Origin of the sequence: Rhodococcus sp. 05-339-2 (assembly GCF_002258965.1) — a bacterium.
In the GTDB taxonomy this organism is placed as follows: Bacteria; Actinomycetota; Actinomycetes; order Mycobacteriales; family Mycobacteriaceae; genus Rhodococcoides.
In genome coordinates this window covers 603,034-626,195 of record NZ_NOYW01000008.1, presented here as the reverse complement: position 1 = coordinate 626,195, position 23,162 = coordinate 603,034, and the positions used below count along the sequence as shown (strand labels likewise).

Sequence of the window (23,162 nt, the reverse complement as noted above, 5' to 3'; positions counted from 1 at the left end):
ACGAGCCCACCGGTTCGGGCCGGATGAGACTGCAGAAGCCCTGCATTGTCGTCCGGAAGGGATCGATGAGAATCCGCTCACTCGTACTGGCGTCGACCGTCGCACTGCTGTCCACGGTGGTACCGGGAACCGCATCGGCAGGGTCGAACCTCGATCCGGGTCCCGCACTGACCGTCGATCCGGCCGCCCTCGACCACGCTCTGACGTGCACCCCCGATCTGCACGACGCCACCCGCGATCCGGTCCTGCTCACCCCGGCTTTCGCCACCGACCAGCAGTCGTTCGGGTGGAACTATCTGCAGTCGCTGCCCGCCGCCGGGATACCGGTGTGCAGCCTCTCCCTGCCGGACGAGGGGTACGGCGACCTGCAGATCGCCGCCCAGTACGTGGTGCACGCGGTTCGGACGATGGCCGCCGACAGCGGTCGCCAGGTCGTCATGATGGGCCACCAGCACGGCCCGCTCGACGAGCTGTGGGCGTTGACGTTCTGGCCGGATCTGCCTGCTCTGGTGTCGGATCTCATCTCGCTCGCCACCCCGTACAACGGCACCGACTCGGCTCGTTCGGGATGCGACGACTCGCAGGAGTGCCCGCCTGCGAACTGGCAGATCGCCACCGGATCGAAGTTCCTCACCGCGCTGGCGGCGCGTCCGTTGCCGGAGGGACCCGGTTACACCTCGATCTACACCAATTTCGACGAGCTGATCTATCCGCAACCGCACGCCAGCACTCTTGCCGGAGCCGCGAACATCGCCGTTCAGGACGTCTGCCCGCTGCGGCCCGTCGAACACTTCAACATCATCGGCGACAACGTCGCCTTCCGTATCGTCCTCGATGCACTCGAACACGACGGACCTGCTGTCCGCGAGCGGATTCCGGACGATCTGTGTTTCACCACCAGCATGCCGAACCTGCGCTACGACGCGCATGCCGCGATCACCGGCCTGAAGTACCTGGCCCAGGTACCTCGGCACCTGATCGACGATTCCGTCACCGCAGAACCGGAATTGGCGTCCTACGCTCGGTGACTCCGGGTCAGAGACTGGCCGCGGACCGATTCGGATCGCGCACGTCGATCCCGGCCTCGGCCCAGGCCTCACGCAGGGCCGCGGCACCGCGCAGACGCACCCAGGCGGCCTCGGTACCGGTCAACGGCACGGCAGCGAGAAAGCGAACCGGATCGTAGGGCTCGGGCAGCGTCAGATCGGCGATGTCGCTGTCGCCGAGCAGCACCGCGGTGAACGGCGCGTTGGTCCAGAGCGGCTCACCCAGATCGAGCAGCGCATCCTCGACGAGCACGACCCCCTCCACCGCGGGCGAGGCAGCGAGCACGGCCAGTGACTTGTGCACGCCCGACGCCACGCCTGCCCCACCGCGAAGAGTCAGCACCAGTTCTGCTCGGGGGCCGCGCGAGGGATCGGCGACGAGTTCGTTGGGATCGGCCATGGGGTGACGAGAACAGCCGAGACTGACGTACCGGACCACGTCGGAGTCCGCGCCGAATCTCAGCACGTCCAGCGACTCGAGGCCGAGGAACGTCACCGACGCCGACGACGGATTCTCGTCACCGATCTCGGTCACCAGATGTGCGCGTACCGCTGCAATGACACTGTCGCTCACCTGACCCATCCAACACCACCGATGCCCGAGAAGTCCGTTCGGAGGTATCACCGCACCGGAGGTGGGTACCGTCGTACCCGTGGTCTCCGTTCTCGCAGTTGCCGACGAAACGATCGAATCCCTGTGGAGTCCGCAGGTGAAGTCGCTCGGAGTCGACCTGATTCTCGGCGCGGGCGACCTCCCGTTCGACTACCTCGAGTACCTCACCGACGCGTTGAACGCTCCGTGTGTGTTCGTTCCAGGCAATCACGACGCGGACCTCACCGGATACTCGGCCGGACGCGCAGGGTGGATGCGCGCCGGGTTGCCCGCCACCTGGCCCGGACCGGTCGGTGCCGTCAACGTCGACCGTCGAATAGTCTCCGCCGCAGGCCTACGGATAGCCGGCCTCGGTGGGTCCATCCGCTACAACGGTGGCCCCAATCAGTGGACCCAACGGCAGCAACGACGGCGATCGCGCACCCTGACTCGAACGTTCGCGTGGCATCGCAACGTGCGCAAGGATCTTCGCCCCGTCGACATTCTGCTCACCCACAGTCCCCCGCTCGGCGTCGGTGACGACACCGACCCCGCGCACATCGGCTTCGACTGCCTGGACGAGGTGACGCGTCGACTGTCGCCACAGTTGTTGTTGCACGGGCATATTCATCCACACGGTCACACCCCGGACGATCTGACCCTGCACGGCGCGACGGTGATCAACACCGTCGGATACACCCTTCTCGAGATCGAACCGGGCAGCGAGAGAACGGATTTCGAGACACCGAAGATCGTGAGGCGCAGACATGGCACGTGACACCGGATTCCCGGCCGCCGACGCGGAGAACGACTTCACCCGCCAGCGCCGACGCGCCGACGTCGCACGTCTGGTCGGGTGGCTGCGTCGCCAACCCGACGACGTCAACACCATCCTGCCGTTCGACGAGGTGGTCGCCGCCCTCGGCAAGGTGGGCGAGCGTCACCTGGGTCTGCAGGTCATCCGCGTCGAGACCATCGTCGGAAGTGTGGACCGCACACGCGATTTCGACCGTTTCTTCCGCCCTACCTCGGCACGTATTCGCGAGCGCTGGCAGCGGCTGGCGGCCGCTCAGCGCCGCGGCGAGGCGATGCCGCCGATCCAGGTGTATCGCATCGGGGGCATGCACTTCGTCGTCGACGGCCATCACCGAGTCTCCATCGCCTTCGCGATGCACCGGACGTCGATCGACGCGGTGGTCACCGAGATCATCACCCGCATCTCCCCCGAGGGCATCACCCGACGCGGCGACCTGCTGATCAAGGACCACCGACGCATCTTCCTCAGTCGAGTTCCGTTGGTCGGCCGCGCCCGCGAGGCCGTCCAGGTCACCGATCCCTTCGACTACGCCCAACTGAGCGAATCGGTGGAGGCGTGGGGCTTCCGGTTGATGCAGGAGGTCGGAGAATTCGTCGACCGAGGTACCGTCGCGCGGCGTTGGTTCGGTGAGGAGTACCTACCGGTGGTGCGCATGGTGCGCGCAGCGGAGATCCTCGAGGACCGCACCGACGCCGAGGCGTACCTGTGGATGAGCCGGGAGCGCTACCGCCTGGTGCGCGAACACGTCTGGAACGACGAGATCGTCAGCGAACTGCGTCAGAAAGCTCTGGGGAAGCACCAGTAGGCCTGCGTCGATGCTCGGCCGTGGTAACGGCCCCGGCTCACTTCCCTGGTGCACCGATCTCTGATAGTTACTTAGATGCGTTCATCATTCTAATTTTTCGGTTCCATCGCTTGGTCGATACGTAACGAGGTAGTTCTTTCATGTCCACCCGCCGCATACTGCTGCCCGGACTCTGTTTCATCGTCATGACTCTCGCCGTTCTGCAAACGATGGTGGTCCCCATCGTCTTGACCATCGGCACCCAACTCGGGGTCGGCACCACCGCCGCCGGATGGGTACTGACGGCCAACCTCCTCGCGGCGGTGATCGCCACCCCGGTCATCGGTAGGCTCGCCGACCTGCACGGCAAGCGTCCGGTACTGATCGGTGTGCTCACCGTCGTCCTCGCCGGATCTCTCCTCGCTGCCCTGACCCACTCGTTGCTGTGGCTGATCGTCGGCCGCGTCCTGCAGGGAGTGTCCTACGCACTGTTCCCCATCGCCCTCGCCGTCCTCCGTGACGAGATGCCTCCTCGTAAGCTCGTCGGCTCGATGGCCGTCCTGTCCGGCACACTCGGCGTGGGCGGTGGCTTCGGACTGGTGTTGACCGGGCTACTGACGGCCAACGGTGCCGACTACCACCGCGTGTTCTGGCTCACTGTTGCGTTCGTGGTGCTCGCGCTCGCAATCGCCTGGTTCGGCGTACCGGCGCGCCCGAGATCCAGCCGCGGCACCGTCGACTGGTGGGGAGCTGCACTGCTCGCGGTGACTCTGCTGCTGCTGTTCCTCGCGCTGACCCAGGGCCGCACCTGGGGGTGGGGTTCGCTTGCCACCATCGGCTGCGCGGTCGGCGGTGTGGTCGCAGGGGCCATCTGGTGGACCTTCGAGAAGCGCGCCGACGAGCCATTGGTCGCACCCCGAATGCTCACCCACGGACCGTTGCTCGCCACCAACGTCGCCACCCTCTTCGTCGGTATCGGGATGTTCGTCAATTTCCTCGCCTGCTCGTACTTCGTGCAGACACCACGAGCTGTGGCCGGCTACGGCTTCACCGCGAACGTTCTCGAGGCGAGTGTCGTCTATCTGCTGCCCGGCGCAGCGGTCGGAGTGGTCGCGGCCGTCGTCAGTGGCCGCCTCATCCGGTCGTTCGGGCCGCGCCGAGTACTGATCGCAGGAGCCGTGATCGGCATGGTCGGATTCGTCTTCGTCGCACTCGCCCACGATCACACCTGGCAGCTGATCACCGCAGGCATCGTCATCAACATGTTCGTCAGTCTTGCGTTCGCTGCCCTGCCGAACCTGCTCATGGCCGAGGTCGGCGCAGCGGACACCGGGGTGGCGAACAGCGTCAATTCGATCGTCCGGACAGTCGGCACCTCGATCGCCAGTGCCACGCTGTCCACCGTCCTCGCCATGTTCACCATCGACGGGACAGCCGTCGCCCGCGAGAGCGTGTACACCGCAGCGTTCGTCGCAGGTGCGGTGGCCTGCCTCGTCGTCGTACTCGCGGCCCTGGCCATCAGGAGTACCCCCGCCGCGCGGGAATCGGTGCGAGTGGCGGGGTCCGAACCGACCAGCACGTCGAACATGGCGGCGTGACGAACTGCCGACCGCTTCACAGCGACCTGACAGCCGACACCCTCGTCCGACCAGGACGAAGACCGTTCGTTCGCTGGTGGGAAACCCTGGCAGGAAACTCGTAATCTACTGGGAGTCAACGAATCTGCCTTTCGGGCGTACTCACGCAGACCTACTGTCGTGGAGGTACGAACCACGACGAAAGGGAACACATGAACACCCGAAAGATCCTCACCCGCGCAGCAGTCACCGGAGCATTGGTGGCCATCCCTCTGGTGGCGGTCGCCGGCACCGCGTCGGCCGATCCGCTGTGGTCCGGCAGCGACGATCGTGACCACAGCGCGCCGCAGTATCAGCAGAACCAGCAGCCCGATCAGTTCCGCCTACCCGAACTGTTCCCACAGGCACCGGCGCCGCAGCTGCAGAACCCGGCACCGAACGTGGTGCCGTTCGACTTCTTCCAGGGCTACCAGCTGCCGAGCACGGGCTCTGCCTTCTGACCCATGTGCACGGAACTTCGTAGCCCACTACGAAGTTCCGTGCACATGCGCGCAGCGCTCTACAGCGTCAGGTTGGCACCCGAGGCCTGGTCGAACACCGAGATCTTCGCCGGGTCGAACCACAGTTCCACCTGACCACCCTCGGCGGCTTTGGATTCGGCGGCCAGACGCGCAACCACCTGTGCGCCACCGAGATCGGCGATGCCGGCATCGGCGGCGAGCTCCTGCAGCTCGCTGGACTCGACCTTGGCACCCTTGAGCGTGAAGTAGACGTACTTGTCGCTACCCATCGACTCGAGCACGTCGACGGTGGCGGTGAACGTCGCGCCGCTCATCTTCTGGTAGCCATCGATCAGGGCTGCGTCCTCGAAGTGCTCGGGACGGATGCCGACGACCACCTCGCGGCCCGGGTTCTTGGCCTTGATCGCATCCATCCGCTCGAGTGGGATGTCGATCTCACCGAGCGCGGTGGACACTCCGTTCGAGGTGAGCTGTCCGGGAACGAAGTTCATCGAGGGCGATCCGATGAAGCCGCCCACGAACAGGTTTCGCGGCTTGTCGTAGAGCTCCTGCGGAGAACCGATCTGCTGCACCAACCCGCCGCGCAGCACCACGACGCGATCGCCGAGGGTCATGGCCTCGGTCTGATCGTGCGTGACGTAGACGGTGGTGGTGCCGAGCCGCTTCTGCAGCCGCGAGATCTCGGCGCGCGTCTGGACGCGCAGCTTGGCGTCGAGATTGGACAGCGGCTCGTCCATCAGGAAGGCCTTGGGGGTACGAACGATGGCACGGCCCATGGCAACTCGCTGTCGCTGACCACCGGACAGGTTCGCCGGCTTGCGGTCGAGGTGCTGACTGAGGTCGAGGATCTTGGCTGCCTCTTCGACCTTGGTGTTGATCTCCGACTTCGACAGCTTCGCGAGCGTCAGCGGGAAGGCGATGTTCTGACGCACCGTCATGTGCGGGTACAGCGCGTAGGACTGGAACACCATCGCGATGTCGCGATCCTTCGGTGCCTTCTCGTTGACGCGCTCCCCCGCGATGCGCAGTTCTCCGGACGAGATGTCCTCGAGACCGGCGATCATATTGAGGGTGGTGGACTTTCCGCAACCGGAGGGCCCGACGAGGATGATGAATTCGCCATCGGCGATGGTGATGTCGACGTCGCTGACCGCGGCGGCGCCGTCGGGGTAGAGCTTGGTGACTTTGTCGAGAACGATTTCGGCCATGACGGTTATCCCTTCACTGCGCCGGACGTCAAGCCCGCCACGATACGTCGTTGGAAGAAGAGCACGAAAATGATGATCGGGATCGTGATGACGACTGCTGCCGCCGCGATCGACCCCGTGGGCTCCTCGAACTGAGAGCTACCGGTGAACTGCGAGATGGCCGCCGGGACGGTGACCGAACGTTCCGTCGCCGTCAACGAGATGGCGAGCAGAAGGTCGTTCCAGGCGAAGATGAACACCAGAATTGCGGCGGTGACGATGCCGGGGGCGGCCAGCGGAGCGATGACCTTGCGGAATGCCTGTGCGGGCGTCGCGCCGTCCATCTTCGCTGCCTTTTCGAGCTCCCACGGAATCTCGCGGAAGAACGCCGACAGGGTGTAGATCGCCAACGGCAACGCGAAGGTGATGTACGGGATGATCAGTCCCGGCCAGGTGTCGAACAGTCCCAGCGAGCGGGAGATGTCGAACAGCGGTGTCACCAGCGAGATCTGCGGGAACATCGCGATCAGCAGTGCCGCACCCACGAGCGCCTTCTTGCCCGGAAAGTCCAGGCGAGCAACGGCATACGCGGCCATTGTGCCGATCACCACGGCGATCACGGTGGTGATCAATCCGATGCCGATCGAGTTCACCAACGCCGAGGTGAACTGGTTCGTCTGGAAGATGCCCTTGTAGTTCTCCAGGGTGAACGACTGCGGAATGAACCTGCCGTCCGCGATGGTCGCCGTCGACTTGAACGACAGGCTGATGATCCACAGCAGCGGAACGAGTGCGTAGAGCAGGACGAGGACGTTGACGACCGTCCAACCGACCTTCTTGCGAGGCGTAACAGTGGTCATTACTTGCGGCCTCCGTCGTCGGATCCCGGTGCCGATGCACCGAACAACTTGATGAACACGAACGCGATGATCGCGACGCAGAAGAAGATCAGGATGCTGATCGCCGACCCGAGTCCGAGGTTGAACGCACCGAAGAGGTTGTTGTAACCCAGAATCGAGACCGATCCGGTTTCGTTGCTGCCTCGGGTCAGGACGTAGATGTTGTCGAAGATGCGGAACGCGTCGAGGGTGCGGAAGAGCACCGCGACGAGGATCGCCGGCTTCATCAACGGGATGGTGATCCGCATCAGCCTGGTCCAGCCACCCGCCCCGTCGACCTCGGCGGCCTTGAGCAGGTCGTCGGGCACCAGCGCCAGGCCTGCGAGCAGCAGCAGCGCCATGAACGGCGTCGTCTTCCACACTTCGGCCAACACGACGATCGCCAGTGACGGGAACTGCTCGGTGAGCGGGGCACTGCCGTCGGGCAGCAGATTGGCGAGGTAGCCCGTGCCGGGGGTCCACGCGTAGTACCAGCTGTACGCGGCGGCGACGGTCACGATGCCGTACGGAATGAGCACCACGGTGCGCACCAGTCCACGGCCGAAGATGGTGCGGTGCATGACCAGAGCCACCGCCAGGCCGAGGATGAACTCGATGATCACCGAGATGATCGTGATGCCCGCCGTCACGCCGAACGCCGTCCACCAGTAGCCGTCGGAGAGCACGGTCACGTAGTTGGAGATGCCGACGAATTCACGATCCTCGGGAAATGCGAGGTTGTACTTCTGCAGGCTGAGCCAGAACGCGTAGATGATCGGGTACCCGGTGACCGCGATCATCAGCAGGGCTGCGGGTGCGATGAGCAGCAGACCCAACCGTCGTTCGGCCTTCTTGCCGTCGGAGACGTTCTTCAGAGCCGCCTGCTTGTCGACAGGCTGCGATGCGGGCTGTGACTCGGTGGTGGCGCTCATGGAATCAACCCTTCGGAATTGACGGCCTTGGTGACCAGATCAGCGAGCTTGTCCACGTCGGCCACCGGATCGATGTTCTGCGGCGGGTTGAGCGCATCGGTCAACAGAATCGAGATGCTCTGGTACGCAGGCGAAACGGGCCGGACGGCCGCCGACTCGATGGAACCGAGCACCCCTTCCCACGCGGGATAGACGGCCTGGAACTCCGGATCGTCGTACAGGCGCGCAAGCACCGGCGGCACACCACCGTTGACGGCGTTGTTGCGCTGGTTCTCCTCGTTGGTGAGGCACTCGACGGCCTCCCACGCGAGGTCCTCGTGCTGGGTGGTCTTGGCGACGCCGATGTTGAACCCACCGATGGTGACCTTGGCGGGCTCGCCCGCATCGACCTCCGGATACGGGGCGCTGCGGAAGACCTCGGCGATCCGCGCGTCCTGCTGGTCGGCAGGCACGTTCGACAGGTCGAGGAACGAGACGGCACCGGCGACGGCGTTCTCCTTCAGACCGGGCAGCACGAACGGGTAGTTGACCTGGAAGGCCATCCGTCCCGCTTCCATCCCGAGCCGGGAGGTTCCCTCGTCGCTCTGCGAGACCGACGGGTCGCGGCCATCGGCGGTGGCGACCCGCTTGATGATCTCGAGGGCCTTCTCGGTGGCGGCGCGGTGCTCGGGAGTGTCGTTCAGTGTCACCGTCGTTCCGTCTTCGCCGACGACCGATCCTCCTGCGCTCTCGAGCAGCGAGTTGAACCAGACCATGAAGCCCTCGTACTGCTTGGCCTGGACGCCGATCTCCGAGGGCCTACCGGCGGCCGCATTGGCCTCGGCCACGTCGATCAGCTGATCCCACGTCTGCGGCGGCACCCCGTCCGGCACCTCGTCGGGCCGGTACCAGAGCAGCTGGGTGTTGGAGTTGAGCGGAACCGCGTAGAGCTGGTCCTGCCATTCGGCCGTGGCGAGCGGACCTTCGAGGGTGGAGCCGTCGCGCAGCTTTTCGGACAGGTCGTCGGGCACGGGCAATGCCCATCCGGCTTCGGCGAATTCGGCCGTCCACACCACGTCGAGTGTCATCAGATCGAGCGTCCGGTCGTTGCCTGCGAGGCGCCGCGCGAGCTGGAGACGCTGATCATTTGCGCTCTTGGGCAGCGTTCGCTGCTCCACGCGGTAGCGACCGTTCGAGGCGTCCGAACACACCTGTGCCGCAGCGGCGTACTGCTCTGCGCCGTCTGCGGCAGTGTAGAAACTCAGAACCGGAACCGAACTGTCGGACGAACCACACGCTGCGAGCAACGGACTCGTCACCAGAGCCGCTGCCGCCAACACCCCTATCCTCGTTGCTTTTCCACGCCTACGACCACGATGTCTCGGCACTTTCCGCCTCCGTACGTTCAGTTACTCGCGCAGCACACTGTGTGGGACTGCCGTGCACGAAAGAAACGTAACCGAACTCACTGGCATTGAGGGGAGATTGGGGCTATTCCGTTACCTGTCGGTTGCCTGGTCGTCCACCAGGTGTGATCAGATCGACAGTTTCGCGAGCAGGTCGCGCGCTTTCTCCGCGGTACGGGGTTCGCAGAGGACGTCGTAACGACCGGCGACCAACTGCATGCTCGACGCGAAATCTCGCTGCCCCTTGGTGGCCGCGTACGGAATGGACGCCGAGATCAGGCCGAAGATGATGCCGCCGCCGACGCCGATGAGCAGAGCTCCGAGGATGTTCTCGCTGAAGATACCGAGGACCAGGCCGAGGAAAACGCCCAGCCATGCACCCGAAACAATGCCTCCACCAATCACTTTGGGCCACGTGAGCCGCCCGAGGACGCGCTCGACCTGCATCAGGTCGACGCCGACGATCGTCACGTCCTGTACCGAGAACTCCTCGTCGGACAGGTAGTCGACGGCGCGCTGCGCCTCGGCGTAGGTGGGGTAGGAACCGATCGGCCAACCGGAAGGCGGCGTCGGCAGTCCCTGCCCTGGGCGGCCCGACTGCGAGAGGGGATTAGTCATGACTCCATTGTGCCCCGAAACGGACACCCGGCACACCCGTTGTAGCGGTTCACAGCAGGTTGACGGTTGGTCAGGACGTGGTCGGTCAGGTTGTGGGCGGCACGAAAGCGGTCGTGCGCGTCATTCCTGCGGCACGGCCCTTCGCCGAGACGACGAGCGCCATCTTGCGGCTCGCCTCGTCGATCATCTCGTCGCCCAACATCACCGCACCGCGACCGCCACCCGCCGCGGACGTGTGGAACTCGTAGGCGTCGAGAATCATCTCGGCCTTGTCGTAATCGGCCTGACGCGGCGCGAAGATCTCGTTGGCGGCCTCGATCTGCGTCGGATGCAGCACCCACTTGCCGTCGAAACCGAGGCCGGCCGTGCGCCCGGCCGCCCGACGAAAGGCGTCGAGATCTCGAATTTGCAGGTAGGGGCCATCGATCGCCTGCAGACCGTGGGTCCGGGCAGCGAGCAGAATGGTCATCAGAATGTGGTGATAGGCGTCGCCCGTGTCGTATCCGACCGGTTGCTCGCCGACGACCAGAGTGCGCATGTTGACGCTCGCCATCAGATCCGCAGGGCCGAACACCAGAGTCTGCACGCGCGGGCTCGCCGTCGCGATCTCGTCGATGTTGCGCAGACTGCGTGCGCTCTCGATCTGCGGCTCGATCCCGATGGCACCGACCTCGAGACCGTGCTCCTTCTCGAGCTGAGTGAGCAGCAGATCCAGCGCCTGCACGTGCGCGGCGCATTCCACCTTCGGCAGCAGGATGGCGTCGAGATGGCGTCCGGCACCCGACACGACGTCGATGACGTCGCCGTACGTCCACTGCGTCGTCCAGTCGTTGACGCGCACGACCTTGATCTGATCGCCCCAACCGTCGGAGTTGAGTGCGTCGACGATGCGCGCTCGGGCCGCCACTTTCGCCAGCGGCGCGACGGCGTCCTCGAGATCGAGAAAGACCGCGTCGGCGGGCAGTCCCTTCGCCTTGTCGATCATCTTGTCCGAACTGCCCGGAACGGCCAGTACCGACCGCCGCATGCCCGAAGCTCTCACGAAAGCACAACCCCTGTCTGATTCACCCTCTGTACTGCCGAGCCTCTAACCTTGCCATCATGGCAGCACTGAGCAAGGTATTCGCGGCCAGGCTCGCCGGCCTGGGTGTCCTGGGCCCCGACGGCGAATCGATCGGCCGGGTTCGTGACGTGGTCGTCTCGATGCGTGTCGGCAGAGCGCAGCCGAGAGTCCTCGGCCTTGTGGTCGAATTGGCAACTCGCCGAAGAATTTTCGTGCCGATGCTACGAGTGACGAGCATCGAGCCCAATTCCGTTCAACTCACGACCGGAAACGTCAGTCTTCGTCGATTCACCCAGCGCGCCAACGAGATCCTGGTCTTCGCGCAGATCCTCGACTCCAAGGTGCGCGTCGACGACCCCGAGCTCGACGAGCTGCACGACGTCGATTCCATCGTCGTCGACCTCGGCATCGAACTCACCCGAACTCGCGACTGGGTGGTCGCGCGGGTGGCGGTCCGCAAGCAACGGCAACGGCTCGCGCGGCGTGGTGCCATCCACGTCGTCGATTGGCAGCACGTGCAGGGGCTGACACAGAACGAGCTGTCCATGCCCGATCAGGGTGTGGCGCAGCTGCTGATGCAGTTCGAGGACCTTCGCGCAGCCGACGTGGCGAACGCGATGCGCGAGCTGCCCGTCAAGCGCCGGATGGAGGTGGCGCGCGCTCTCGACGACGAGCGGCTCGCGGACGTCGTCCAGGAACTGCCCGACGACGATCAGGTGGAGTTGATGCACTACCTCGGTGTCGACCGTGGTGCCGACGTGCTCGAGGCCATGGACCCGGACGACGCCGCCGACCTGCTGGGCGAGCTGCCCGAGACCGAGGCGGAATCGCTTCTGCGCCTGATGGATCCGGAGGACTCCGCGCCTGTCCGTCGTCTGCTCGAACACTCCCCCGATACCGCCGGTGGTCTGATGACCCCCGAGCCGGTGGTTCTCACCGCGTCGACGACGGTGGCCGAGGCGCTCGCCCGGGTACGTAATCCCGACCTGACGCCTGCGCTGGCCTCCCTGGTGTTCGTCGTGCGGCCCCCGACCGCGACACCGACCGGCCCGTATCTCGGCTGCGTGCATCTGCAGCAATTGCTTCGAGAACCCCCGGCGAGCCTGGTCGGCGGTGTGGTGGACAGCGCTCTGCCGAGATTGTCCCCCGAGGACAGTCTCACCGCGGTGACGCGGTACTTCGCGACGTACAACCTCGTCTGCGGCCCGGTGGTCGACGACGAGGACCACCTGGTCGGGGCCGTGACCGTGGACGACGTCCTCGATCACCTGCTGCCCGAGGACTGGCGAGATCAGGAAGTGGCGGGACAGTGAAAGAAACAGCACGCCAGAGAATGGACACGCCGCGCGGGTCGCGGATGTTCAATGTGAACCTCGACTTCGACCTCGGCAAGTCGGGCGAGAAGGCCGCACGATTCCTCGGCACCGGCCGCTACCTGGCCATCCAGACCGGAATCGTGATCGTCTGGATCTTCCTCAACGTCGTGGCGGTCAACCTCCAGTGGGACCCCTACCCCTTCATCCTGCTCAACCTCGCGTTCTCGACCCAGGCCGCGTACGCAGCTCCGTTGATTCTTCTGGCCCAGAATCGGCAGGACGACCGCGACCGCGTCTCCCTCGAGGAGGACCGTTCTCGCGCCCAACAGACCAAGGCCGACACCGAGTTCCTCGCTCGTGAACTCGCTGCGCTGCGCATCGCCGTCGGCGAGGTCGCCACCCGCGACTACCTGCGCCGCGAACTGGACGAGATCAAGGCACTCCTCGAGCAGGCGACGGGTCAACCCACGGTCTCTCCCAAGAAGGCACGCAAGAAGGCGGCCGCGCGGGTGCACGACGACATGGGCATGCCGGACGCGTCGGACCCCGATACGCACTAGGTCCGCTCTGTAACAGCCCGATAACGGAACAGTCTCGAATCAGGTACCCTCGATCCCGGTCATCAGGTCGGGCCCCGGTTGTCATCCGGGGAAATCAGGAGGTACAGCACGCGTGGGTCGTCACAGAAAAGCATCGAATTCCAAGGTCAGACGGAATTCGGTGATTGCTCTGGCAGGTCTCGTCCCCGCAGGACTCGTCACCGCCGCCACCAGCGCCGGAGCCACGGAATACATCCCGTTCGTCAGCGCGAAGACGTCCCCCGCCGCGCAGGAATCGAACTCCGTCGTCGAAACTCCGCAGCCGATCGCCCAGGACGGACAGGCGCAGCCGGTCGCCCAGGCCGAGCTTCCCGTGCCCGCTGCGGTCCCCGCACCGGCGCCGGTTCCCGAGATCCCGCCCACACCTGAGCTGCCCACCAACCTCGCGGTCAGTCCCATCGCGATTCCGGTCGTCAACGTCTCGGCGTACAAGAACGCCGAGCGCATCCTCGCCCAACAGCAACCCGGCTGCGGCATCAGCTGGACCGTGATCGCCGGCATCGGCCGCGTCGAATCCACCCATGCCAACAACGGCAAGGTCGACGACTCGGGCGAGCTGCACGAGCCCATCCTCGGGCCACGACTGAACGGCACCCTCGCGGGCAATCAGGTGATTCGTGACACCGACGGCGGCGCGCTCGACGGTGACACCGAATACGACCGCGCCGTCGGACCCATGCAGTTCCTACCCTCGACGTGGAACCTCTATCACGCCGACGGCAACGGCGACGGAGTCTCCGACCCACAGAATCTGTTCGACGCGGCCCTGGCCACCGGCATGTACCTGTGCGACGACGGCACCAACATGCGTGACCTGGGATCGACCACCAAAGCGATCCTGCGTTACAACAACTCGATGGCCTACGTGGCGAACGTGCTCGCGTGGTCGGCCGGATACGCCACCGGCATCGTCCCGACCTCGGACCAGCTCCCGCGCATTCACTGATCGGCCGTCCGCGCCTGCCCTGCTGTCCATCGGCGCACAGCCCACCGCCTAGCATGAGGCAATGGCTGTACTGACCGAATCCGACGTTCGGACCGCGCTCTCGAAGGTGATCGACCCCGAGATCCGCAAACCCATCACCGATCTGGGGATGGTCAAGAGCATCGACATCTCCGACGACGGAGCCGTCGGCGTCGGCATCTACCTCACCACCTCCGGGTGCCCGATGAAGACCGAGATCAGCGACCGCGTCAAGAACGCAGTCGCCGACGTCGCAGGCGTCGGCACCGTCTCGGTCGAACTCGACGTGATGAACGACGAGCAGCGCACCGAACTCCGCAAGTCACTGCGCGGCGATTCCGCGGAGCCGATCATTCCCTTCGCGCAACCCGGATCCCTGACGCGCGTGTACGCGGTGGCGTCGGGCAAGGGTGGCGTCGGCAAATCCAGTGTGACGGTCAACCTCGCCGCATCGCTGACTGCTCGCGGACTCTCGGTCGGTGTGCTCGACGCCGACATCTACGGCCACTCCGTGCCCCGGATGCTCGGGAACGACGCCCGGCCCACGCAGGTCGAGAAGATGATCATGCCGCCGCAGGCGCACGGCGTGAAGTTCATCTCGATCGCCCAGTTCACGCAGGGCAACACTCCGGTCGTCTGGCGCGGACCGATGCTGCACCGTGCGCTGCAGCAGTTCCTCGCCGACGTCTTCTGGGGCGACCTGGACGTACTGCTGCTCGACCTTCCACCCGGCACCGGAGACGTGGCAATCTCTGTCGCTCAGCTCATTCCGAGCGCGGAAATCCTCGTGGTCACCACCCCGCAGCAGGCCGCGGCCGAGGTCGCCGAGCGCGCGGGTGCAATTGCACTGCAGACTCGGCAGCGCGTGGCAGGCGTCGTGGAGAACATGTCGTGGCTCGAACTGCCCGACGGCACCCGCATGGACATCTTCGGATCCGGTGGTGGACAGGACGTATCGGACAGACTCACCAAGGCAGTGGGTGCCAGCGTTCCACTTCTCGGCCAGATTCCGCTCGACACCGCCGTCCGAGAGGGCGGTGACGCAGGCACGCCGATCGTGCTGAGTAACCCGGAATCGCCTGCGGCACAGGCACTCGAGGCCGTCGCAGCGAAACTCGCCGTACGCGAGCGCGGTCTGGTGGGAATGTCACTCGGCATCGATTCGGCGCGCAAACTGTAAGTCGCGCTTATACCCGACAAACGACGCGGGAAACAGGGTTGGGGCCTTAGGATTTGCCTTCAATCCTATTGTCGATAGAGAGTGGCCTTCATGAAGAAGCCGCATCGGGTCAGGCCGGTCGTCGTTCCGGTTCTGATCGCACTGCTGATCACCCTGCTGGGATCGCTGCTCGGTCCCGCTATGGCATCCGCACAACCCGCCCCGCCTGCACAGAACTATTCGATCGCGACCGACACCACGTTCGCACCGTTCGAATTCCAGGACGAGAGCGGCAAACTCGTCGGAATCGACATGGACCTACTCGCCGCGATCTCGGTGGATCAGGGCTTCGACTACACCGTCGAGCAGGTCGGTTTCGATACCGCACTCCAGGGCGTCACCAGCGGCCAGTTCAACGGAATGATCGCCGGCATGTCGATCACCGACGAACGCAAGGCCACCTTCGACTTCTCCGAGCCGTACTTCGATTCCGGTGTCCAGATGGCGATTCTGGATTCCAACGACGAGATCAAGGGCTACGAGGATCTGCGCGGCAAGTCCGTCGCAGTCAAGAACGGCACCGAGGGCGCGACCTTCGCCGCGTCGATCGCAGATCAGTACGGCTTCACCATCCGGAGCTTCGACGACTCGGCAACGATGTTCGAGGAAGTGCGCACCGGTAACTCCGCGGCCGCCTTCGAGGACTACCCGGTGCTCGCCTACGGCATCACCCAGGGCAACGGATTCAAGACCGTCACCGAGAAAGAAGCCGGTGCCAGTTACGGATTCGCCGTCGCCAAGGGCACCAACGCCCAGCTGCTCGAACAGTTCAACACCGGCCTCGAGAACCTGCGCGCCAACGGCCAGTACGACCAGATTCTCGACACCTACCTCAACGCCGATGCCTCCACCGCCGACACGTCCATCCCCGGTCTGATCGCCAGCAGCTGGCAGTTGCTGCTCAAGGGCCTGTGGCTGACCATCGTGCTGACCGTCATCTCCATCGCCATCGCGCTGGTACTCGGCGCGATCTTCGGCCTGTTCCGCGTCTCGACCAACATCGTGCTCCGCGGCATCGGCACCACCTACGTCGACATCTTCCGTGGCACACCGCTTCTGGTGCAGGCATTCTTCATCTACTTCGGTGTCCCCGCGGCGCTGAACTTCCAGATGTCGGCGTTCACCGCGGGCATCATCACGCTCTCGCTCAACGCCGGTGCGTACATGGCCGAGATCGTCCGCGGTGGCATTCTCGCCGTCGACAAGGGCCAGATGGAAGCATCGCGCAGTCTCGGCATCAGTTACCTCAAGTCGATGCGAAAAGTGGTGATGCCACAGGCAATTCGCACGATGATCCCGTCGTACATCAATCAGTTCGTCATCACGCTCAAGGACACGTCACTGCTCTCGGTCATCGGTCTCGCCGAACTGACACAGACCGGTCGTCTGATCATCGCCCGCAACTTCGAGTCGTTCAACATGTGGCTCATCGTCGGCGTTCTGTACTTCATCATCATCATGGCTCTCACCAAGCTGTCGAACCGGCTCGAGAAGAGGATCAACAAATGAGCACCGACCTGACCAAGGACCTGCCGGTCGACAGCGGTTCCGGAACCAAGATCTCCATCAAGGGCCTGCAGAAGGCGTTCGGCGACAACACGGTCCTCAAGGGCATCGACGCCGAGATCGCCAACGGTGAAGTGGTGTGCGTGATCGGGCCATCCGGCTCGGGCAAGAGCACGTTCCTGCGTTGCCTCAACAAGCTCGAAGACATCACTGCCGGATCGGTCGTCGTCGACGGCACCGACCTGACCGCGAAGAACGTCGACCTGGACAAGGTGCGCCAGAACATCGGCATGGTGTTCCAGCACTTCAACCTCTTCCCCCACATGACCGCACTCGAGAACGTCATGCTCGCGCCCGTCGAGACGAAGAAGATGTCGAAGTCGCAGGCCAAGGAGTCGGCTGCGAAGTTGCTCGAACAAGTGGGCCTGTCCGAGCGTGCGGACTACAAACCCGCCAACCTCTCCGGCGGGCAGAAGCAGCGCGTCGCCATCGCCCGAGCGTTGGCCATGAGCCCGTCGATCATGCTGTTCGACGAGGCCACCAGTGCTCTCGACCCAGAAATGGTCGGCGAAGTCCTGCAGGTGTTGCGAGACCTCGCGCAGGGCGGCATGACGATGGTCGTCGTGACCCACGAAATGGGATTCGCACGCGAGGTCGCGGATCGCGTGATCTTCATGGCCGAGGGCGTCATCGTCGAGGAGGGAACACCCGACGAATTGTTCGGTAACCCGCAGAACCCTCGCACCCAGGACTTCCTGAACAAGGTCCTCTAGCCCCGCTCCCCGGTTGCGTCAATGGACCACTGCCGCGCTCAGACGTGTGCAATGGTCCATTCACGCAGCAGCGGGGTCGGCATGAATGGACCACTGCCGCGCTCAGACGTGTGCAATGGTCCATTCACGCAGCAGCGGGGTCGGCATACGCAAAGCAGCGTCAGGTGGCGTCGGCGTCGATGGGCGGGGTGTCGCCTGCGGACAGCTTCGGCTCGTTCTTGCTCATCGACACCCCACCCTGTGATGTGTTGATCTGGGGCGTCGGGCCGCCCGAGCTTTTCGGCTTGGCGTCGAAGGGCTTGCCCTTGAAGGTGTCCTCGAGTGGGTTCTTGAAGACCGAGTCGTCTCCGTCGAGCAGGTGTTTGGTGATCACTGCCCGAGGGGTCATGCCGCGAAGTTGGTTGAGATCCGCCAGCGGCTTGCGGAGGTCCTCGAAGTCGGTGCCGAGTTCGTCCTTGAGCTGCTGGCTCGCGCCGTTGGCGTAGTCCTTGACCTGGCGGATCGACTTGGACACCCAGCTGATCGCGCCGGGGAGGCGATCGGGGCCGAGGATGACGAGAGCTGCTACGAGGAGAATGACGAGCTCTCCCCAACCGATGTTGCCGAACACGTCTGCCAGCCTACGTCGTCAGTCCGAAACCGGCGTGACGGACAGGTCCACCAGCCGCCCCGACCGAACGAGTTGCACAGGAACGGGCTCCCCGATCGTCGTGGCCTGCACGGCGACAACCAGTTCGTCGGCGTCGCCCACTGCTCGGTCACCGACCTTGGTGATGACATCTCCTTCGACGATTCCGGCCTGCTGGGCAGGACCGCCCGAGCGGACGTTCGCCACTTCCGCGCCGGCCGAGGTGTCGTTGATGACCGAGCGGGCATTGATTCCGATGTCGGGGTGCCGCATCACGCCGTCCCGGATCAGCGCCTGTGTCACCTCGAACACCTCGTCGACCGGAATGGCGAAGCCGAGGCCAACCGATCCGCCGCTCTCGCTGCGGATGGCGGAGTTGATGCCGATCACGCGGCCTTCGAAGTCGATGAGCGGGCCACCGGAGTTGCCGGGGTTGATGGCGGCGTCGGTCTGCACGGCATCGATGACGGCATTGGTGTCGGTGCCTTCACCCGACAGGGCAACGGGTCGGTCGAGCGCGCTGACGATGCCGGAGGTGACGGTCTTGTTCAATCCCAGCGGTGAGCCGACGGCGATCACGTCCTGCCCGACGCGAACGTCGGCGGAACGACCGAGCTCGGCCACGGTGAGGTTGCCGACGTCGGTCTTGAGGACGGCGAGGTCGGTCTTGGTGTCTCGTCCGACGATGTCCGCGGGCACCTTGGTGCCGTCGGAGAAGGTCACTTCGAGGGTCGAGTTCTCCGGGTCGGATGCGGCCAGCGAGATCACGTGATTGTTCGTCACGATGTAGCCCTCACCTGCGATGACGACGCCCGAGCCGGTACCGCCGGTGTCGCCGAGCGTCACCTGGATCGACACCACGGACGGCAGGACTGCGTCGGCGACCTTGCTGATCTGCCCGCGCGGGATGTCGTCGCCGCTGGATTGGGTCAGAGTCACTTTCTGGCTGGTCAACGCGCCGGTCACCTCGGCGGTGAGGCGACCGAACAACCCGCCGACCAATCCGATGACGAGTGCCAGAACACCGAGCACCACCAGAGCTCGGGCCGATACCGACCGCCCGAACAGCACGTCGCGCACGCCGAGTTTGGTTCCCGGCGGCAGCACAGGAGGGGGCGGGGTGTCGAGCGCCGCGCTGCCGAGCGACACCCGAGCGGCGGGGTCGCGCCACGGATCTGCCGGAGCCGACGGAGCGGCGTCGCTGTCGTCCTCGGCGTTCGGGTCGCGCTGCAGCGATTCCGTGGCATCGTCCGGGCGTCCGAACGCCTCGGCGAGGATGGGATCGGGTGGACGCACCGAAACACGTGAGGGAAGTTCCTCACCGGGCCTACGAGGAGAGAACGAACCGTCCACATCGTCGGGACGTCCGAACACCGAAGCCGACACCGGATCGACGGAAGGTCGATACACCGGACGAGGTGGCAACCGCGGACCCTCCGGTCCCGCCGAGCCGATGCCGTCGGGCTCGATCTCCGATGGGTCGGTGCCTGCGGCCTCGGTGCTGGTCGAATTCGATGTCACGCGTCCGGTTACCCCTCGCATACGTCGGTGTGAGAGTTCAGTATCACTCGAGCGGTCGGCGCGGCTCGATGCAGGTGAGAAGTCGTGGGGCAGATGTCGATGCGATCAGCGTCGGCGACGGCGGACGTCGGCGACGGCGGACATGAACGTTCTCTTGGTGTGGGTCGGCCGATCCTCGCCCGCGCAGGACGGTATCTGACTGAGCAGGCCGAGCAAGGAGTGTGGCATCGACATCTCCCCTGCTCCACGCAGTGCCTTGCGCGCCTGCTGCTGGGCCTCGACCTCGGCGGCGCACTCGGGGCATTCGGACAGGTGGTCTGCTGCGCGAAGATAGGCGGGCATTCGCAATTCGCCATCGACGTACGCCGCGATGGCCTCACTGGCCAGATGTTCGGTGGAGCTGAATCGCTTCGGCTTGCGCGCCTGCGTCATCCAACCCTCCTCGTAGCTAGTGGACACTTGCGTGACCGGAGTCGACCTTCCCGTGCACTCGAAGGTACTCGCGCAGCGCCTGGCGTCCACGGTGAATGCGACTGCGAACAGTTCCGAGCTTGACGCCCAGTGTCGCACCGATCTCCTCGTACGACAGTCCTTCGATGTCGCACAGCACGATTGCGGCACGGAACTCCGGTGCCAGCGAGTCGAGCGCGGACTGCAGATCGGGGTCGAGGCGAGCATCGTGGTAGATCTGCTCGGGGTTGGGTCGGTCCGAGGGAACACGGTCGTAGTCCTCGGGGAGCGCCTCCATACGAATGCGGCTGCGACGACGAACCATGTCCAGGAACAGGTTGGTGGTGATGCGGTGCAGCCACCCCTCGAAGGTGCCCGGCTGGTAATTCGACAGGGAGCGGAACACGCGAATGAAAGTGTCCTGTGTCAGGTCCTCGGCGTCCTGGGCGTTGCCGGACAGGCGGTAGGCCAGTCGGTAGACGCGGTCGCCGTGTTCGCGTACCAGTTCGTCCCAGGACGGCATGCTGGAGTTCTCGCCGGTCGCATCGAACACTGCGGTGCCGCTGAGATCGTCGGGTGCGGGTACGGACTCGGGTAGACGCGCGCTGTCGCGATCGCCGTTGATCTTGTAAATAGTTGGATCCTCCTGCTCAGGACTGCGTACGTCCTTCTGATTCAACCGACGACTACCCTCGGATGTTCCAGCTCACACTTCGCAATCGAGATGGACCTTCGACTCCTGCACAGCCTGACGGACCCGCGTGTGGGTCCGGTATGAAACAGCTGAGGCGCACCTGAGAATGTGTGCGTGAGAATGTGCCCTGGGCACGATAGCCTCGGGGCGTGCCGACCAACGCCGAGAAGATGCTCGCCTACGCCGAAGACTCCGCTCAGGAGGACGAGGTTCTGATCGCAGCCAGAGAGCGAGCCGTCGACCTGGGTGCCGCACCGGTACCGCCGTCGGTCGGAGCGATTCTGTCCATCTTCACCCAGATGCTCGGTGCGAAGACTGTCGTCGAAATCGGTACCGGCGCTGGAATCAGCGGTCTGTGGTTGCTCGACGGGATGCGCGTGGACGGTGTGCTCACCACCATCGACACCGAGCCGGAGCACCAGCGTGCAGCCCGAGAAGCGTTCCGCGCGGGGGGAATTGCGCCCTCGCGCACCCGGCTGATCAACGGCTGGGCGCTCGATGTGCTCCCCCGGTTGGCCGACGACACCTACGATCTGGTCTTCATCGATGCCAGTCCGGCCGACCATCCGCACTTCGTCGCCGAGAGTGTTCGACTCCTGCGACCCGGTGGAGTTCTGGTGCTGCACAACGCGTTACTGGGTGGGCGAGTCGCCGACCCGACTCAGCGCGACGCCACCGCAGTTGCCGTTCGATCCGCCGCCCGGGCCATCGCCGAGGACGAGCGTCTGACGACGGTGCTGCTGCCTCTGGGCGACGGGTTGATCTGCGCGTCGAGAGCGTAGGTGCCTACGGCAGTGGTGCGGTCAGGAGCCACAGAGGGCACTTGAGCGCACCACTGCGCGCAGCGCACTAGATCCAGACGCCCTTGCCGACGGAGACGACTCCCCCGGCGCTGACGTTGAAGCGTTCGCGGTCGCGTTCGTGATCGACACCGATGATCTCGCCGTCACCGACGACGACGTTCTTGTCCAGGATCGCGTGCCGCACCACCGCACCCTTGCCGATTCGGACGCCGGGCATCAGGACGCTGCCCTCGACGGTCGCACCACTGTCGATCATGACGTTGGAGCTGAGCACCGAGTTGCGGACGGTGGCCGCGGACAGGATGCAGCCGGCACCGACGACCGACTCCTGAGCCAAGCCGCCCTGGACGAACTTGGCGGGCGGCAGGTTCTCGGCCGATCCGCGGATGGGCCAGCGACGGTTGTAGAGGTTGAAGATGGGATGCACCGACACGAGGTCCATGTGGGCGTCGTAGAACGCGTCGATGGTGCCGACGTCTCGCCAGTATCCGCGGTCGCGTTCGGTGGCACCGGGAACGACGTTGTCGTTGAAGTCGTAGACCGAGGCGACGCCCGCTTCGACGAGTGCCGGAATGATGTCGCCACCCATGTCGTGGTCGGAGTCGACGTTCTCGGAGTCGGCCTTGATGGCGTCGACGAGCACCTTGGTGGTGAACACGTAGTTGCCCATCGAGGCATACGTGACGTCGGGATCGTCGGGGGTCCCGGGCGGCTGCGCCGGCTTCTCGAGGAACTGGGTGATCTTGCCGTTCTCGTCCGAGTCGATGCATCCGAACGCGAATGCCTCGCTACGCGGAACCCGGATGCCCGCGACGGTGACGCCGGCACCGGAGTCGATGTGCTGCTGCACCATCTGCTCCGGGTCCATCCGGTACACGTGGTCGGCTCCGAAGACCACGATGTACTCGGGGTCCTCGTCGTACACCAGGTTCAGCGACTGGAAGATGGCGTCGGCGCTGCCGGTGTACCACCGGGGCCCGAGACGCTGCTGTGCCGGGACCGGAGTGATGTACTCCCCGGCGAAACCGGACAGTCGCCATGTCTGCGAGATGTGGCGGTCCAGTGAATGGGACTTGTACTGGGTGAGCACGCAGAGCCGGAGGTAGCCGGCGTTGACGAGATTGCTCAGTACGAAGTCGATGAGTCGGTAGGCGCCCCCGAAGGGCACGGCTGGCTTGGCTCTGTCCGCGGTCATCGGGTAAAGGCGCTTACCCTCACCGCCGGCAAGCACAATCCCTAGTACGTGCGGTTGTGTCCTCACCCACTCAACCTATCCGCACCGAGAGAAC

Annotated in this window: 24 protein-coding genes; 12 read left to right on the top strand and 12 right to left on the bottom strand. The window is 64.8% G+C overall.

The window, feature by feature from the left end; translation table 11 throughout:
- Positions 1-65: 65 nt before the first annotated feature.
- A complete protein-coding gene (locus CH273_RS09335; RefSeq protein WP_032394237.1) occupies positions 66-1,028 on the top strand; it encodes a hypothetical protein in 963 nt (320 codons plus the stop codon).
- A 7-nt stretch (positions 1,029-1,035) separates the two neighbouring features.
- Here the strand turns inward: CH273_RS09335 and CH273_RS09330 are convergent, their stop codons facing one another.
- A complete protein-coding gene (locus tag CH273_RS09330; RefSeq protein WP_082073932.1) occupies positions 1,036-1,629 on the bottom strand; it encodes a suppressor of fused domain protein in 594 nt (197 codons plus the stop codon).
- 70 nt (positions 1,630-1,699) lie between these two features.
- Between CH273_RS09330 and CH273_RS09325 the strand changes: the two genes are divergently transcribed.
- The 4 genes from CH273_RS09325 (at position 1,700) to CH273_RS09310 (ending at position 5,316) form a co-directional block, all read left to right on the top strand.
- Positions 1,700-2,416 (top strand): metallophosphoesterase family protein, encoded by a 717-nt coding sequence (locus CH273_RS09325; protein WP_032394235.1) that lies wholly within the window; start codon positions 1,700-1,702, stop codon positions 2,414-2,416.
- Positions 2,406-3,260: a hypothetical protein gene (locus tag CH273_RS09320; protein WP_032394110.1), complete on the top strand. Its 855-nt coding sequence runs from the start codon at positions 2,406-2,408 to the stop codon at positions 3,258-3,260. Before CH273_RS09325 ends, CH273_RS09320 begins: the two co-directional genes overlap by 11 nt.
- A 140-nt stretch (positions 3,261-3,400) precedes the next feature.
- Entirely contained in the window at positions 3,401-4,837 is a 1,437-nt protein-coding gene (locus CH273_RS09315; RefSeq protein ID WP_052049274.1) for an MFS transporter, read from the top strand.
- Between the two features lie 191 nt (positions 4,838-5,028).
- Entirely contained in the window at positions 5,029-5,316 is a 288-nt protein-coding gene (locus CH273_RS09310) for a hypothetical protein (RefSeq protein WP_032394109.1), read from the top strand.
- Between the two features lie 59 nt (positions 5,317-5,375).
- Here the strand turns inward: CH273_RS09310 and CH273_RS09305 are convergent, their stop codons facing one another.
- From CH273_RS09305 to CH273_RS09280, 6 genes are all read right to left on the bottom strand, one after another.
- Entirely contained in the window at positions 5,376-6,545 is a 1,170-nt protein-coding gene (locus tag CH273_RS09305) for an ABC transporter ATP-binding protein (protein ID WP_032394108.1), read from the bottom strand.
- A gap of 5 nt (positions 6,546-6,550) precedes the next feature.
- The gene (locus CH273_RS09300; RefSeq protein WP_032394107.1) at positions 6,551-7,384 is read right to left on the bottom strand and encodes a carbohydrate ABC transporter permease; all 834 of its coding nucleotides are present in this window, start codon (positions 7,382-7,384) and stop codon (positions 6,551-6,553) included.
- Positions 7,384-8,334, bottom strand: coding sequence for a carbohydrate ABC transporter permease (locus tag CH273_RS09295; RefSeq protein ID WP_032394106.1), 951 nt, complete (start codon positions 8,332-8,334; stop codon positions 7,384-7,386). The genes CH273_RS09300 and CH273_RS09295 overlap by 1 nt, the downstream gene beginning before the upstream one ends.
- Positions 8,331-9,653, bottom strand: a complete 1,323-nt coding sequence (locus CH273_RS09290) for an ABC transporter substrate-binding protein (protein WP_032394105.1) — start codon at positions 9,651-9,653, stop codon at positions 8,331-8,333. The genes CH273_RS09295 and CH273_RS09290 overlap by 4 nt, the downstream gene beginning before the upstream one ends.
- Before the next feature lie 195 nt (positions 9,654-9,848).
- Positions 9,849-10,337, bottom strand: a complete 489-nt coding sequence (locus tag CH273_RS09285) for a YflT domain-containing protein (RefSeq protein WP_032394104.1) — start codon at positions 10,335-10,337, stop codon at positions 9,849-9,851.
- Positions 10,338-10,422: 85 nt separating this feature from the next.
- Entirely contained in the window at positions 10,423-11,364 is a 942-nt protein-coding gene (locus CH273_RS09280; protein ID WP_032394103.1) for an HpcH/HpaI aldolase/citrate lyase family protein, read from the bottom strand.
- Between the two features lie 74 nt (positions 11,365-11,438).
- On the opposite strand from CH273_RS09280, the gene CH273_RS09275 reads away from it, so the two are divergent.
- From CH273_RS09275 to CH273_RS09250, 6 genes are all read left to right on the top strand, one after another.
- Positions 11,439-12,713, top strand: coding sequence for a magnesium transporter MgtE N-terminal domain-containing protein (locus tag CH273_RS09275; RefSeq protein ID WP_032394102.1), 1,275 nt, complete (start codon positions 11,439-11,441; stop codon positions 12,711-12,713).
- Positions 12,714-12,733: 20 nt separating this feature from the next.
- Positions 12,734-13,276: a DUF1003 domain-containing protein gene (locus CH273_RS09270; protein ID WP_045199222.1), complete on the top strand. Its 543-nt coding sequence runs from the start codon at positions 12,734-12,736 to the stop codon at positions 13,274-13,276.
- 112 nt (positions 13,277-13,388) lie between these two features.
- Positions 13,389-14,261, top strand: a complete 873-nt coding sequence (locus tag CH273_RS09265; RefSeq protein ID WP_032394100.1) for a lytic transglycosylase domain-containing protein — start codon at positions 13,389-13,391, stop codon at positions 14,259-14,261.
- Positions 14,262-14,322: 61 nt separating this feature from the next.
- Positions 14,323-15,459 carry an Mrp/NBP35 family ATP-binding protein gene (locus tag CH273_RS09260; RefSeq protein WP_032394099.1) on the top strand — a complete coding sequence of 379 codons (1,137 nt, stop codon included), beginning with the start codon at positions 14,323-14,325 and terminating at the stop codon, positions 15,457-15,459.
- Between the two features lie 90 nt (positions 15,460-15,549).
- The gene (locus CH273_RS09255; protein ID WP_032394098.1) at positions 15,550-17,007 is read left to right on the top strand and encodes an amino acid ABC transporter substrate-binding protein/permease; all 1,458 of its coding nucleotides are present in this window, start codon (positions 15,550-15,552) and stop codon (positions 17,005-17,007) included.
- Positions 17,004-17,777 (top strand): amino acid ABC transporter ATP-binding protein, encoded by a 774-nt coding sequence (locus CH273_RS09250; protein WP_052049273.1) that lies wholly within the window; start codon positions 17,004-17,006, stop codon positions 17,775-17,777. Before CH273_RS09255 ends, CH273_RS09250 begins: the two co-directional genes overlap by 4 nt.
- A gap of 160 nt (positions 17,778-17,937) precedes the next feature.
- Here the strand turns inward: CH273_RS09250 and tatB are convergent, their stop codons facing one another.
- The 4 genes from tatB to sigE form a co-directional block, all read right to left on the bottom strand.
- Positions 17,938-18,387 carry a Sec-independent protein translocase protein TatB gene (gene tatB, locus CH273_RS09245; RefSeq protein WP_032394097.1) on the bottom strand — a complete coding sequence of 150 codons (450 nt, stop codon included), beginning with the start codon at positions 18,385-18,387 and terminating at the stop codon, positions 17,938-17,940.
- A gap of 18 nt (positions 18,388-18,405) precedes the next feature.
- Entirely contained in the window at positions 18,406-19,947 is a 1,542-nt protein-coding gene (locus CH273_RS09240; RefSeq protein WP_371828354.1) for a S1C family serine protease, read from the bottom strand.
- An 84-nt stretch (positions 19,948-20,031) separates the two neighbouring features.
- Entirely contained in the window at positions 20,032-20,358 is a 327-nt protein-coding gene (locus tag CH273_RS09235) for an anti-sigma factor family protein (RefSeq protein ID WP_032394231.1), read from the bottom strand.
- A gap of 16 nt (positions 20,359-20,374) precedes the next feature.
- Positions 20,375-21,001 carry an RNA polymerase sigma factor SigE gene (gene sigE, locus CH273_RS09230; RefSeq protein ID WP_052049292.1) on the bottom strand — a complete coding sequence of 209 codons (627 nt, stop codon included), beginning with the start codon at positions 20,999-21,001 and terminating at the stop codon, positions 20,375-20,377.
- 239 nt (positions 21,002-21,240) lie between these two features.
- Between sigE and CH273_RS09225 the strand changes: the two genes are divergently transcribed.
- Positions 21,241-21,852, top strand: a complete 612-nt coding sequence (locus tag CH273_RS09225; RefSeq protein WP_032394230.1) for an O-methyltransferase — start codon at positions 21,241-21,243, stop codon at positions 21,850-21,852.
- 67 nt (positions 21,853-21,919) lie between these two features.
- Here the strand turns inward: CH273_RS09225 and glgC are convergent, their stop codons facing one another.
- Entirely contained in the window at positions 21,920-23,134 is a 1,215-nt protein-coding gene (glgC, locus tag CH273_RS09220; RefSeq protein WP_032394095.1) for a glucose-1-phosphate adenylyltransferase, read from the bottom strand.
- Between the last annotated feature and the right edge of the window lie 28 nt (positions 23,135-23,162).